Source organism: Endozoicomonas sp. SESOKO1 (genome assembly GCF_024606265.1).
Taxonomy (GTDB): domain Bacteria; phylum Pseudomonadota; class Gammaproteobacteria; order Pseudomonadales; family Endozoicomonadaceae; genus Endozoicomonas.
In genome coordinates this window covers 1-12,971 of the sequence record NZ_JAHHPP010000025.1, presented here as the reverse complement: position 1 = coordinate 12,971, position 12,971 = coordinate 1, and the positions used below count along the sequence as shown (strand labels likewise).

Genomic DNA, 12,971 nt, shown 5'->3' with positions numbered 1-12,971 from the left:
TTTATGGCTTGCTGATGCGCTCCCTGCTTACCCTGAATAAAGCCAGGCAGTTTATTGCCCTGCTCGCAGAAGAACAGCCTGATCACCCGCTTCAGGAACAACAACAACGCCTTCATGCACTGACCGGGAATCTGCAAATGAAGTTGAATAACCATCTTTGCCGCAATGAGTTTGAGCACATTGTTAACAGCTGGCTATCGACAACTCAGCCTGTGAATGATCGCCAGGTCAAGAGAAAGGACTTTATCAAAACACTGCTTGAGATGATGAATCCTGAATAACACTGATTCAGCCTGGGGTCATCTCAACTCCGGGAATTTTGACAGGAAGAGATCAGGCACCAGTCTGCCATGCGCTCTCCCCAATGCTTATTACCAAAAGCGCTATTCCCTCCCGGGTTCAAATAAGGTAAAAGTTCCTTATGAGAACACCGAAACGAATCCAACCCCTGGTTGATGAAGGACTGGTGGATGAAGTACTCCGCCAGCTAATGAGTGGTAAAGAAGCCGATGTTTATGTGGTGCGCTGTGGAGATGAAATCCGCTGCGCCAAGGTTTATAAGGAAGCGGCCAAACGCAGCTTTAAAAAGGCTGCCCAGTATCAGGAAGGTCGCAAGGAACGTAACAGTCGACGCCAGCGTGCCATCGAGAAAGGCTCCCGATATGGCCGGAAACAACAGGAAGAGACCTGGCAGAGCGCCGAAGTTGATGCCCTGTTCCGACTGGCAAGGGCTGGCGTAAGAGTGCCACAGCCTTATATCTGCCTGGATGGCGTACTATTGATGGAACTGGTGACGGATGATGAAGGCCAGGTTGCCCCACGCCTGGGCGAAGTGACCATGTCCGCTGAACAGGCCCGTGAAGACCACGCCACCATGATGCAATATGTGATGCTGATGCTCTGTGCCGGTCTGGTTCATGGTGACCTGTCGGAATTCAATGTTCTGGTGGATGAATACGGTCCGGTGATTATCGACCTGCCCCAGGCCGTGGATGCCTCGGCCAACAACCATGCCCGATCCATGCTGACCAGGGATATCAACAATATCACGGAATACTATGGACAATTTGCACCGGACCTGCTCAACAGCCAGTATGCCAAAGAGATGTGGGCGCTCTATGAAGATGGCGAGCTGACTCCGGAAACCGAACTTACCGGCCTGTTCACCGAAGCGGAGCAGGCTGCCGATGTGGACTCAGTGCTGGCAGAGATCAAGGCGGTTCTGGCGGAAGAGCAGAAACGGCAGGAACGTCTCAGGGAATCTGATAATCCTGATGTCTGACAGGGAGTAAAATTGATTAAAAGCCCGGTATTCCGGGCTTTTTTATTGATCGGTTTGCCAAGCGAAAAGCTTCGCGACGTCCGGCATTCAAGTGCCCGGCATTCAAGTGATTGTGCAGAATGTTCCAAAATTACTGCCCGCATATAATAAACCCGTCCGAAGCGTAATTGACCTGGGGCTTTCACAGTCCTTGTTGCGCCAATGCAATAAAGAGTTTTCAACAGTCTGGATGGCAATGTCGCCTGGGCCAAATTTCCCGATGCAGAAACCGGAGCCTATATAGGTCATGGAATGAATCCATTCTTGTGTATCGGTATCTGACAGGTTTAGATAGCTGAATGGCTTGACTGTTTTTATATCATTGACGATGGTTTCGTTATAACAGGTGATAACTTTTTTAACCGAGAATTTGTTGACCCCGCAGTGTAAGAAATGTTCGAACTGATGACAGGATGGTTGCAGGCCCCTACTGTCTTCACAAGTCGTACAATAACTGGCCCCCTGTGAAATCCACCGAACAAATCTTTTCCCCCAGGCGACGGGAGGACGGTATTCAAACGCAGTGCCATCCTGGCCTTTGGCAACAAAAGAAATTTCGTCATCTTTGTCTTGAAAAAGCGACTTTATGTATTCATCAGCGCCCTCACCACAAATGCAGCTATAAGTCCTCCCTGCGATTTCAAAGCTGTGGAGGATTATTTTATTGGTAATGGCGGGATTTATTAATGACTGGTCTGTATGAGTAAATGATTCCTTTATGTAAACCTTGACACTCTTAGCATGGCCTGTTTTCTTGCTGGCAAATATGGCGTCGCTGTTTTCCCGCTGACGGTTGTTCTCTGTGTTTCTGGAAAGAAATAGTGGGTTTGCTGTAGATGATATATTCATATTCCTATCCGGGTTAATTTATAGCAGAGCATGGACGATAAACATAAAGACGTAAACAAACCCCAAGGAAGGAAGATGATCATCAGAACTGCCACCACCATGACCCTCATTGCCGGATTAGCCATCAGCGCAGCCTCCGCCATCGCTGGTGAGAACAGGGTCACGGGTGGTGATAATGCCTACTACATTGCAGCCCCTTCAGGCACGGCCTTCAGTTCTGCCGACTTCGTCTGGCCGGAAAGAAGGTTCAAGGGCGGTGACGGGTATGACGGACCGGAAGATAAGAGCAGTGCCTTTAAAGTTTATGTGATCCATGAAGAGAAAACAGGTGGTGATAACCAGTAGTTAGCACAAGCCATAAAAAAGCCCTCGTAAGAGGGCTTTTTTTATGGCACAGGCACAAGATGCCCATCTTCCAGCCGCAATGCCCGGTCCATCTGCCGGGCAAATGCCATATCATGGGTCACGACAATAAAACTGGTGGTCAGCTTGGCGCTGAGGGACTTCATCAGCTCATGAATCTTGCTGGCGGTGTGAGGATCCAGATTCCCCGTTGGCTCATCCATCAGCACCAGGTCTGGCGTGGCCACCAGTGCCCGGGCAATAGCTACCCTCTGTCGTTCACCACCGGAAAGTTCTGCAGGCTTATGGCTGGCCCTTTCAGACAACCCCACCATACCCAGCATTTTTTCAGCCCTCGTACTTGCCTGCCCGACGGTTACCTCCTTACGCAGCAGTAATGGCATGGCCACATTTTCCAGGGCGGTAAATTCTGGCAGCAAATGGTGGAACTGATAAACAAAACCCAGGTGACGGTTACGCAATTCTCCCTGTTGTTGTTCCGATACCTTCATCAGCTGATGGCCACAGAGTATGACCTCACCATTAGAGGGGTGATCCAACCCGGCCAACAGTTGCAGCAGCGTTGTTTTTCCTGAACCGGAAGTACCGACAATCGCTACCCTTTCGGAAGGTGATACCAACAGGTCTATGCCTCTGAGTACCTCAAGCTGTTCAGGCCCTTCAGAGAACGCTTTGGTCAGACTGCGGCACTCCAGAACGACACGGTTTTCAAAATTATTCATAACGAAGCGCCTCCGCAGGCTGGGTTCTGGAGGCTCGCCATGCCGGATACAGGGTGGCCAGGAAACTCATCAGCAGACCGGACACACTGATCACCGCAACATCCTGCCAGATCAACTCCGATGGCAGGTAGCTGATAAAGTAAACATCCGGGCTGAGAAAGTGAATGCCCAATAACTTTTCCAGGGCACCGACGATTTCGGAAACATTCAGCGCACCGGCAATCCCCAGGGCGACCCCCAGAAGCGTCCCGATTACACCGATCAGGGACCCCTGAACCATAAAAATCCCCATGATCATTTTTGGTGTCGCACCAAATGTTCTGAGGATGGCGATATCGCCCTGTTTATCCGTCACCACCATGACCAGCGTGGAGACAATATTAAAAGCGGCAACGGCAACAATCAGGGTGAGAAGCAGGCCGACCATGGTCTTTTCCATCTGAATCGCCTGAAACAGACGACCATGGGTACGCGTCCAGTCCTGCACGTAGTAGCGTCCGGGTAAGGTAACTGCCACGTCCCATGCCAGTTTCGGTGCAGCAAAAAGATCAGCCATTTTCAGACGTATACCCGTCACCCCTTCTGGCACCCGCAGAAAACGGGCCAGGTCTTCCCGATGAGCGTAGGCCAGGTTGCCATCCACATCCGCCCCGACAGAGAAAGTACCAACGACAGTAAACCGTTTAAGACGTGGCAAAACACCCGCCAGGTTGACACTGGCTTCAGGCAGGACCATAGTCACTTTATCGCCAACGGAAACCCCCAGATAATTCGCCAGAATCTCACCCAGCAGAATGCCAAACTCTCCGGGCTGGAGGTCTTCCAGTGCGCCCTGCTTCATATGATCGGCAATTATGGAGACTTTTCGCTCATACTCAGGGTCAATGCCGTAAACCAGCGTTCCCCTTACCTGATCACCATTGGTCAACATACCCTGGGCATCGACAAACGGTGCCGCCGCCTCGATGCCTTCTTTTTCCGGGATGGTAGTGACCAGCACCTGCCAGTCTTCAATGCCACCACCAGCAGCCGTAATCGTGGCATGGGGAACCATACCCAGCACTCGCTGCTTGAGCTCCCGATCAAAGCCATTCATCACTGACAGCACAATAATCAGTACCGAAACACCCAGCGTCAGCCCCACCATGGATGTTCCGGAGATGAAGGAGATAAAATGATTCTTTCGCTTTGCGCGGGTGTAGCGCAAACCTATGAAAAAAGGTAATGGTCTAAACATTTACTCGGCCAGTATTCCTTGTGCCATCGGCATGTCAGGGGCGGATTTATACCACTCATTGCAAAAGAGTCAGTAAGTACAAGGCTGGCATTATGCCATAAAGCAGAACAATTCCCGTCGAATTTTCCTGCTGTTTGGCCAACTATTTTACGAAGAGTTTACGACACGTTTACGACACGTTTACGGCGCGGGAAATATTAGCTTTTTAGTCTCACATGGGCAATGACAGTAAATAACTTCCTGGGCAGGTCAGGATTGTCCCGCCGCGCGGATTCAGTACGGTCTATGTGACCTTCACACACGGTCAGCTGATAAATTTCCAGTCCAAAAGCATCAGCAATTCTCCGGGTGCTTTTGCCGTTGACCGTATTATGCAGAAACTCATCCATGAATGCTGAACAGTCATGCTGGCCCGCGTATTTCAGGATTAGAGCATCGGATTGCTTGTTGCTTATATCACATCGATGAATAGTTTCCGGCAGTTGTAGTGGCCATCCATTGTCTCTGAAACAGGCCTCATACTGCATGGCAACGACATTGGTCATGTAGAAAAAATGCGCAGGCACATCTGTTGACTTGAAATTGGATTTAAAAAACCAATTCTTGGGCGTAAAAGTATTAATAAATCTGCAGTAGCCGTATTTATCCCATTTATCCTTGGGTGTAAATGTATAATAACATTCCTGTCCATCTGAATATTTGCCTGGACAGGTTGTTGTCATTTCCGCTAAATGTTCATTTTCTTTTTTGTAAGTGATTTTCAACTCATCCAGGAGCTGCTGAATGCTTGCATGTTCACGTTGTGGTGCGGATGGTGGAACTGGTTTCTGTTCTTTTGCTTCGACGATATCCTGTCGATCTAACTTCTGACAGGCTGTTTGCAGAGTAATTTTTCGATCAAGGAGTAATATAGGTGCCATCTCATCCAATACACTATCGAGATTGCCCTTGAGTATTTCTTGCTGATCCCGGTAATCAGTCAGCCTAACCACTTTGTTATCGCGGGTTAAGCCCAGTTCGCACAGCGTGAGATCCATGCCATGGCCTGAGTTTGAAAGGTAATCCTGAAATATTTTTTTCAATTCAGCCGGTGAGTTGATGCTGTTCATCTCAAATCCATATTGTGTTTTCTTTTGTCCAGTCGATGGGCATTGATGTGTATGTTATCGCTTATACTGGTTTTATCATTAACGGTATCAATCAACCGACGGCACTTCCAACGAACCTCTGGCAGGAGTAATCTTCTGGTAAACAAGATTAACGCTTCAGCCTTCCTTTCGATTCAAGCCAGACGCAAACCATTGGCGGCCCCGCCATCACCCTCTGGTATTATCCAGAGCAGAAGTTGACGGTATACTTTGAAGGTAAACGACATTGGTTGATAATACACCCCCGGTCATACCGGAGTTATCACAGCTTTTTCCTGAACTGCCCCGGCGGCATACCAAAATAACGTTGAAAAGCTTCATAAAACCGGCTCAGGGAACTGAAACCACAGGCATAGCCGATATCGGCAATGGGTCGTTCACTGTCCATCAGCAGCAATTGAGCTTTCTGCAGGCGCTGGAACTGCAGATATTGCTTGATAGAAATGCCCATGACACTGGTAAACAGGTTAGTCGTATAGTTCTTGTGCAGGCCAAGATGCGCTGCCACATCAGCTGTTGAAATAGGTTGATGCAGGTTTTCCCCGATAAAATGAATCATGGTGGAAACGTGGTGGGCACCTTTCAACCGGCCACTTCCAGGATGACTGGAAGCCTGGTCCGTTTCTGCCGGTGATTCCTCGTCGTGATCGCTGGAGGAAACCGTTTCCGGGTGATCCCACCCCTGAAAACTGATTCTTTTCAACAGCAGCGAGAGCTCACCGAGAATAATCTCCTTCAATTCCGGGTGATCACTCTGAAAATCCCCATACCAGCGGCTTAATCTCATGAACAGATAGTCATGATCCGGTTTCGCCAGAACGATAGAACCTGTCATCACTTCCTGACGGAGTTGTTCCATCAATGGCCACTGAAGAAATTCCGGTAAAGGGATATAGAGGTTATAGAGGGTGCCTTGACCCTGACTTTTTTCAACAAGAGCCACCAGCCGATGGGGCATATTGGCCCAGAAGATGGCCAGCCGGTTTTCTGGAATACGCTGTTCCCGCCCATTCACGATATAAGTGGCAGAACACCCCAAAAGATAGTTCAACTCAACATGGCCATGAACATGACCACTGTCCATAATATAAGGGGCCCGGTTTTCGATATAAAAGATATCTCCCTGAATATCGGAAATCGACCCGGGCATGGGTACCACGCCTTCGGTCCCACGGTCGTAACCGTTCCCACGACAATGCCTGGCTGGCAACCGCTGCTGACTGCTCACAAATATTGACCCTTATCAAAAGCCCCTTCATGATACCTGTTGTCGTCGTACAAATCTTTGTTTTTGGGAAAAACCGGAAAAAAACCGTAAAAGAAACGCGCTGTAACCTATTCCTAAAATGATCACAAGCGATTATTCAACAAGCAGACAAACTGACTGAACGAGGTACACAATGAGTATCCTGATCACTGGAGGGGCTGGCTACATCGGCAGCCACACCTGTCTGGAATTACTGAATGCCGGTTATGACGTGGTCGTCGTAGATAACCTGTGCAACAGCCATGAGACCTCTCTACAGCGCGTAGCAGAGCTGACGGGTAAGCAGGCAGCTTTTTATCCTGTCGATGTACGGGATAAAGAGGCACTGCGCGGCGTATTCAGTCAGCACAACATTGAAGCGGTAATTCATTTTGCCGGGTTAAAAGCGGTCGGTGAGTCTACCCGGATTCCCCTGGCTTATTTTGATAACAATGTCAGCGGTACGGTAAAACTTCTGGAAACCATGGCAGAGTTTGACGTACGACACCTGGTCTTCAGTTCCTCGGCGACCGTGTATGGCGACCCCCATGAAGTGCCGATCCGGGAAGACTTTCCGGTTGGGCAGGTCACCAACCCTTATGGACGCAGCAAATTCATGGTCGAAGAGATTCTGCGTGATACGGCCGCTTCCGATGATCGCTGGAATTTCAGTATTCTGCGCTATTTCAACCCGGTTGGTGCCCACGAATCCGGCCTTATCGGTGAAGACCCCAGCGGTATTCCCAACAATCTGATGCCTTATATTGCCCAGGTGGCCGTTGGCAAGCTGGAGCAACTTAACGTATTTGGCAATGACTACGCCACCCACGATGGTACCGGTGTGCGCGATTATATCCATGTCGTCGACCTGGCCCTTGGCCATCTTGCCGCATTGAGAACCCATTGGACCGATCAGGGCGTCCACACCTACAACCTGGGTACCGGCAAGGGCAGCAGTGTCCTGGAGATGCTGCACGCCTTTGAAAAAGCCTGTGGCAAACAGCTGCCTCACCAAATCCAGCCACGCCGCCCAGGGGATATCGCCCAGTGCTATGCTGATCCTGCCTATGCCGAGCAAAAGCTGGGCTGGAAAGCCACCCGCACCGTTGACGATATGACCATCGATACCTGGCGCTGGCAGTCAGAAAACCCGAACGGATTTAACCAGTAAAAAGCGTTACCCGTAGCCCGCTACCCGAAAAAGAAATATTTCTTTATGGGCCACGGGAAGCGGGCAGCGAGTAACCGAGCTAACACCCATGACACAATTTAACCCTGTTGATCACCCGCACCGTCGATTCAATCCGCTGATTGGCGACTGGGTACTGGTATCCCCCCATCGTGCCAAGCGCCCATGGCAGGGGCAGGTGGAAAAAACGGCACCGGACTTTCGTCCAGTACACGATCCGGAGTGCTTTCTCTGTCCGGGCAATGACCGTATTACCGGTGACCATAACCCGGACTACACCGATCCCTACATTTTCCCCAATGATTTCCCGGCACTGCTGACGGATACCCCGGATGCCACCAGCGAGTCAGACCTGTTCCAGAGCAGCTCTGCCAGGGGGGAAGCACGGGTGATCTGTTTTTCACCGGATCACAGTAAAACCCTGCCACAGTTAACCGAACAGGAAATCCGCAAGGTCGTGGATACCTGGGCAGAACAGGTCATCGAACTGGGGGAGACCTACCCCTGGGTGCAGCTGTTTGAAAACAAGGGGGCCGTGATGGGATGTTCCAATCCTCACCCCCACGGCCAGATCTGGGCCAGTAGTTTTCTACCCAACGAAGCGCGCAAAGAAGACAACAACCAGCGTCAATGGTTGAACGAAAAAGGCAACAATCTGCTGGTTGAATACGCCCTGCGGGAATCCGAGTCCGGTGAACGCACCGTCGTTGAAAACGATCACTGGATTGCCGTGGTTCCTTACTGGGCAGCCTGGCCATTTGAAACGCTGCTGCTGCCCAAGCGACAGGTACTGCGCATGCCGGATCTGACCGAAGTGGAACGTGATGCCCTGGCTGAAATCCTGAAAAAACTGACGACAAAGTACGACAATCTGTTCCAGACGTCATTCCCCTACTCCATGGGCTGGCATGGTGCGCCCTGTCATCCGGGTGAGGCAGGTACCGATGATAGCCACTGGCAACTGCACGCTCACTTCTATCCACCACTGCTGAGATCAGCAACCGTTCGCAAGTTTATGGTGGGTTTTGAAATGCTGGCAGAAACGCAGCGCGACCTGACCGCGGAACAGGCTGCCGCCCGCCTGCGCGAACTGTCCGATGTGCATTATCTGGAAAGCAGCCCTCTGGAAAGCAGCCCTCTTTAAAGAAGCGCTGAGCCTGCAAAAAGCCTTTAAGATTGCTCCGAGTTATGGAAAGTAAGATGAACCAGAAACAAACCCTGACTGATCTGTTTGAAAAAACCTTCGGTCATCAGCCAACCCACTATTTTCAGGCTCCTGGCCGCGTCAATCTGATCGGTGAGCACACCGACTACAACGATGGTTACGTACTGCCCTGTGCCATTGACTATCAGGCGATGATTGCGGCTTCTCCCAGGGATGACCAGAAAGTCGTGGCCACTGCGCACAGTTACGACGGGCAGGTATCCGAGTTTGAACTCTCCTTACCGGTCTCCCATAGCGACGAAGCCTTCTGGAGTAATTACGTCCGGGGCGTGGCCACCGTTCTTATGGAAAAGGGCATGAGCCTCAAAGGTGTCAACATTGCCATTATTGGCAATGTTCCCCAGGGCGCAGGCCTCAGTTCATCCGCCTGTCTGGAAGTGGTTACCGGGCTGACCCTGACCCGAATGTCCGGACTGGATGTCAGCCTGAAAGAGCTGGCCTTGATTGGCCAGAAAGCAGAGAACGAGTTTGTTGGCTGCAAGTGCGGCATTATGGACCAGATGATTTCCGCCTGTGGCAAGGAAGACCATGCCATGCTGCTGGACTGCCGGTCCCTGGATACCCGACTGGTGCCCATCCCTCAAAATGCGGCGGTGGTAATTATCAACTCCAATGTCAAACGTGGCCTGGTGGACAGTGAATACAACACTCGCCGTGCACAGTGCGAAGCGGCAGCCCAGCATTTTGGTGTCAAGGCCCTGCGGGACATTACCCTGGATCAGCTGGAAGCCAGCCAGGGTGAACTGGATGAACTCACCTACCGCCGGACTCGTCATGTGGTGACTGAAAATGATCGCACTCTTGCCGCAGCCGAAGCCCTGGCCAGGGGAGACCTGGCAGCCATGGGTCTGCTAATGGCTGAATCCCATGCCTCCATGCGGGATGATTTTGAAATCACGGTACCAGCCATTGACGGCATTGTTGACATTGTCAAGAAAGTCATTGGCAGCGAAGGTGGTGTCAGAATGACCGGTGGCGGATTTGGCGGTTGCGTCGTTGCCCTGATTCCGGAAGAAAAAGTGGCTGCGGTCAAACAGGCGGTTGCTGAACACTATCCAACTTACTCCAACGGCCTGGTGGCTGATATCTATGTTTGCCGGGCTTCCCAGGGGGCTGGCGAAGCATAACCCACAAAGGGACTCTGGTCCCTGACCCGAAGCGTTATTGATTAGTGTTATTGATAGTGCAGGATCGCCAGCAATGTGTTGACCAGCTCCTTCCTCTCGATCCCGTCATTATTGACAGGATGGTCTCTGGACAGCCAGTCGATCAAGCTGCGCACAAAATCATGACAGCAGGCATGGCGATGCAATTTCGTATGCAGAAGGGCAGCCAGTGTATGGAGGCGCTGTTCTTCTGTATGGTGTTTTGCATGGTGTTCTGCATTGTGCTGCCCTGCCTCAGGCTGACTGGAGTCCGGCCTGTTTTCTGAGTGCAGGGCGATAAACAGCACGGCTTTATTCAGGGTAAGCAGGCAGCGCATCAGCAAGCCATAAATACGCTCATCACGGTTTCGGGGAGCGTTAAAAAGAAGGGTACGGGGTATGTAAAAAGCCTCGCCATGTTGCAATTGCCCGGTCAGCGGGTCAAGGTTATCAACCAGGTATTCCAGCGTATCGTTCAGCAGCCTGGTTTCTTCAGCAAAGGACAGGCACCATACCGGCCTTGCAACGCCGGGAACGTGGACGGCCAACCGTGTCCCATCAGCGTCCGTTACCCTGCCATCAATACTGACCTGAAGCCCCAGGACCCTGGTGCCCAGGTCGCCGTCACTGAGATGGATATTGTAGGCTTTTGCCAGCCTGATCGCCGGACACCCCTGGACCTGCCAGATGGTAAGGCTTTTGGGGATTTCCGGGTCTGTGCCGGTAGCCAGTGCGTGCAGCTTTCCAAAGAGTGTCCGGGCAACCCCTTCTGTGGTGCAGATAAGGTCAATATCGTTAAACGATGAACAACGGTTCTGTAAATATCGCGCGTATGATCCGGTAATCAAAATGGGGGGAGAGTGATAAGAATCATTGATTCCCTGGATAATCTCCAGTGTTTCCAGCGTTAGCGCATTTAACTGTGGAACCTTTGGCTTAGTCTGTATATTGGCTTCGGAACTGTATTGTTCAAACCAGGTGCCTAAAGCGTGGCGCAGCCTGCTTCCTTCGGGAAAGCGCTGAAGACAATCCAGAACCTGATCCTTGCGGATCTCCTGTCCATCAACAGACCGGCCCGTGATATAACAGTGCGCCAGGAAGAAGAAATGGATGCGGTCATTCTGAAATGAGTGCCTCAGGGTTTTGATGGATCGCAATACCTGTTCTGCCGACACGCCCTGATCATCGATGGTCAGCCCGTGCTGCATAGCCATGAATGTCAAAATACATTGCAGCCGATCCTGCTCATCGTCCCTGACCGATACCTTTTCCAGAATTTGCCGGGCTTCCTGGAGTACATCCTGGGCTTCGCTGTCGTCCCCCTGAGATTGTTGCAACTGTTGAATCAGATATCTGGCTTGCTTTGAAGAGTGATCCCCGCGGCCTTCATCAAACGCTGCCAATACTTGATGGCGATCCAGACAGACGCTACTCAATTCTCTGGCATTCAATGCCAGCTGAGAGTAAAAAATAGCCCTTTCAAGCAACCAGCCACCGCGTTGATAACCCTTGACCACTGACTCCGGAGTGACCTGCTGGCCATTGAGCAGCAAGCCCCTCAGGCAACACTGTTCTTTAAAGCGCGCTATGCCCAGTTTGCCTTCCGGACTATCCGGATAACTCTGAACCACCGCATCTGGCCTGACCTGTTGGCCATTCATCGCCAGGCCCCTCAGGCAACATTCCGCCTTGAAGCGCGCTATACCCAGTTTGCCTTCCAGAGTGTTCGGGAAATCCCTGACCACCGCCTCCGGTGTGACCTGCTGGCCATTCAACAGCAGCCCCCTCAGGCTACATTCCGCTTTGAAGCGCACCAGCTCCAGTGTTGCATTAAGTGCCTGAAAACCCCTGACCACCTCATCCGTTGTGACCTGCCGACCATTCAGCATCAGCCCTTTCAGGCAACATTGCTCCTTAAACCGCACCAGCTCCAGTGTTGCCCTTGCCGCCCGATAATCACTGACCACCGCATCCGGTGTGACTTGCTGCCCTTTCAACAACAAGCCTCTCAGGCAACACTGTTCCTTAAAGCGTGCTATTCCCAGCTTGCCTTCTGTCCTGTCCGGAAAAGCCCTGACCACGGCATCCGGGGTGACCCGCCGGCCATTCAACAACAGGCCCCTCAGGCAACATTCCGCTTTGAAGCGCGCTATCTCCAGTGTTGCTTTGGCTGCCTGATAATCCTTAACCACTTCATCCGGGGTGACCTGCTGGCCATTCAATACCACCCCCCTCAGGCAACACTCCTGTTTGAAGCGGGCTATCTCCAGTGTTGCATTGACAGCCTGATATTCCTTAACCACCACCTCCGGTGTGACCTGCCGACCATTCAATGGCAAGCCTCTCAGGCAACACAGCTCCTTAAAGCGCGTTACCCCCAAGTTACCTTCCGGACTATCCGGAAAGCCCTGAACCACCGCATCCGGGGTGACCTGCTGGCCATACAACGCCAGGCCGCTCAGGCAACATCGTTCCTTGAAGCGAGCCAGCTCCAGCATTGCCATTCTACTCTGACCGGCTAAATAT

Annotated in this window: 12 protein-coding genes; 6 read left to right on the top strand and 6 right to left on the bottom strand. The window is 51.5% G+C overall.

All coding sequences use genetic code 11. The features are described from left to right. Together KDK13_RS01685 and KDK13_RS01680 are read left to right on the top strand one after the other, a co-directional pair. Positions 1–281 (top strand): hypothetical protein (locus tag KDK13_RS01685; RefSeq protein ID WP_257283040.1); only part of this gene is annotated, 281 nt, incomplete at its 5' end. A 140-nt stretch (positions 282–421) separates the two neighbouring features. Then, entirely contained in the window at positions 422–1,282 is an 861-nt protein-coding gene (locus tag KDK13_RS01680) for a PA4780 family RIO1-like protein kinase (protein ID WP_257283039.1), read from the top strand. Between the two features lie 102 nt (positions 1,283–1,384). Here KDK13_RS01680 and KDK13_RS01675 read toward each other — a convergent pair whose 3' ends face one another. Then, positions 1,385–2,170, bottom strand: a complete 786-nt coding sequence (locus KDK13_RS01675; protein WP_257283037.1) for a hypothetical protein — start codon at positions 2,168–2,170, stop codon at positions 1,385–1,387. A gap of 75 nt (positions 2,171–2,245) precedes the next feature. Here KDK13_RS01675 and KDK13_RS01670 point away from each other — a divergent pair, with 75 nt between their 5' ends. After that, complete coding sequence (locus tag KDK13_RS01670; RefSeq protein ID WP_257283035.1) at positions 2,246–2,515, top strand: hypothetical protein; 270 nt, start codon at positions 2,246–2,248, stop codon at positions 2,513–2,515. Positions 2,516–2,556: 41 nt separating this feature from the next. On the opposite strand, the gene lolD is transcribed toward KDK13_RS01670, so the two are convergent. From lolD to KDK13_RS19100, 4 genes are all read right to left on the bottom strand, one after another. Next, complete coding sequence (gene lolD, locus KDK13_RS01665) at positions 2,557–3,255, bottom strand: lipoprotein-releasing ABC transporter ATP-binding protein LolD (RefSeq protein WP_257283033.1); 699 nt, start codon at positions 3,253–3,255, stop codon at positions 2,557–2,559. Continuing rightward, the gene (locus KDK13_RS01660) at positions 3,248–4,492 is read right to left on the bottom strand and encodes a lipoprotein-releasing ABC transporter permease subunit (protein WP_257283032.1); all 1,245 of its coding nucleotides are present in this window, start codon (positions 4,490–4,492) and stop codon (positions 3,248–3,250) included. The genes lolD and KDK13_RS01660 overlap by 8 nt, the downstream gene beginning before the upstream one ends. Before the next feature lie 197 nt (positions 4,493–4,689). After that, positions 4,690–5,601 (bottom strand): hypothetical protein, encoded by a 912-nt coding sequence (locus KDK13_RS01655; RefSeq protein WP_257283031.1) that lies wholly within the window; start codon positions 5,599–5,601, stop codon positions 4,690–4,692. A gap of 301 nt (positions 5,602–5,902) precedes the next feature. Beyond that, the gene (locus KDK13_RS19100; RefSeq protein WP_257283030.1) at positions 5,903–6,868 is read right to left on the bottom strand and encodes a helix-turn-helix domain-containing protein; all 966 of its coding nucleotides are present in this window, start codon (positions 6,866–6,868) and stop codon (positions 5,903–5,905) included. Between the two features lie 172 nt (positions 6,869–7,040). Here KDK13_RS19100 and galE point away from each other — a divergent pair, with 172 nt between their 5' ends. From galE to galK, 3 genes are all read left to right on the top strand, one after another. Then, positions 7,041–8,057: a UDP-glucose 4-epimerase GalE gene (galE, locus tag KDK13_RS01645; RefSeq protein ID WP_257283029.1), complete on the top strand. Its 1,017-nt coding sequence runs from the start codon at positions 7,041–7,043 to the stop codon at positions 8,055–8,057. A gap of 88 nt (positions 8,058–8,145) precedes the next feature. Then, positions 8,146–9,219 (top strand): UDP-glucose--hexose-1-phosphate uridylyltransferase, encoded by a 1,074-nt coding sequence (locus KDK13_RS01640; RefSeq protein WP_257283028.1) that lies wholly within the window; start codon positions 8,146–8,148, stop codon positions 9,217–9,219. 56 nt (positions 9,220–9,275) lie between these two features. After that, positions 9,276–10,427 (top strand): galactokinase, encoded by a 1,152-nt coding sequence (galK, locus tag KDK13_RS01635; RefSeq protein WP_257283027.1) that lies wholly within the window; start codon positions 9,276–9,278, stop codon positions 10,425–10,427. Between the two features lie 47 nt (positions 10,428–10,474). Here the strand turns inward: galK and KDK13_RS01630 are convergent. Further along, positions 10,475–12,971, bottom strand: a 2,497-nt coding sequence (locus tag KDK13_RS01630) for a hypothetical protein (RefSeq protein ID WP_257283026.1), incomplete at its 5' end; no start/stop codon positions are given.

Excerpts from the sequence above, each read along its gene's own strand:
- KDK13_RS01640 (WP_257283028.1), top strand. The coding sequence starts at position 8,146 with ATGACACAATTTAACCCTGTTGATCACCCGCACCGTCGATTCAATCCG.
- KDK13_RS01655 (WP_257283031.1), bottom strand. The coding sequence starts at position 5,601 with ATGAACAGCATCAACTCACCGGCTGAATTGAAAAAAATATTTCAGGAT.
- galE (WP_257283029.1), top strand. The coding sequence starts at position 7,041 with ATGAGTATCCTGATCACTGGAGGGGCTGGCTACATCGGCAGCCACACC.
- KDK13_RS01660 (WP_257283032.1), bottom strand. The coding sequence starts at position 4,492 with ATGTTTAGACCATTACCTTTTTTCATAGGTTTGCGCTACACCCGCGCA.
- KDK13_RS01680 (WP_257283039.1), top strand. The coding sequence starts at position 422 with ATGAGAACACCGAAACGAATCCAACCCCTGGTTGATGAAGGACTGGTG.
- KDK13_RS01670 (WP_257283035.1), top strand. The coding sequence starts at position 2,246 with ATGATCATCAGAACTGCCACCACCATGACCCTCATTGCCGGATTAGCC.
- KDK13_RS01675 (WP_257283037.1), bottom strand. The coding sequence starts at position 2,170 with ATGAATATATCATCTACAGCAAACCCACTATTTCTTTCCAGAAACACA.
- galK (WP_257283027.1), top strand. The coding sequence starts at position 9,276 with ATGAACCAGAAACAAACCCTGACTGATCTGTTTGAAAAAACCTTCGGT.
- lolD (WP_257283033.1), bottom strand. The coding sequence starts at position 3,255 with ATGAATAATTTTGAAAACCGTGTCGTTCTGGAGTGCCGCAGTCTGACC.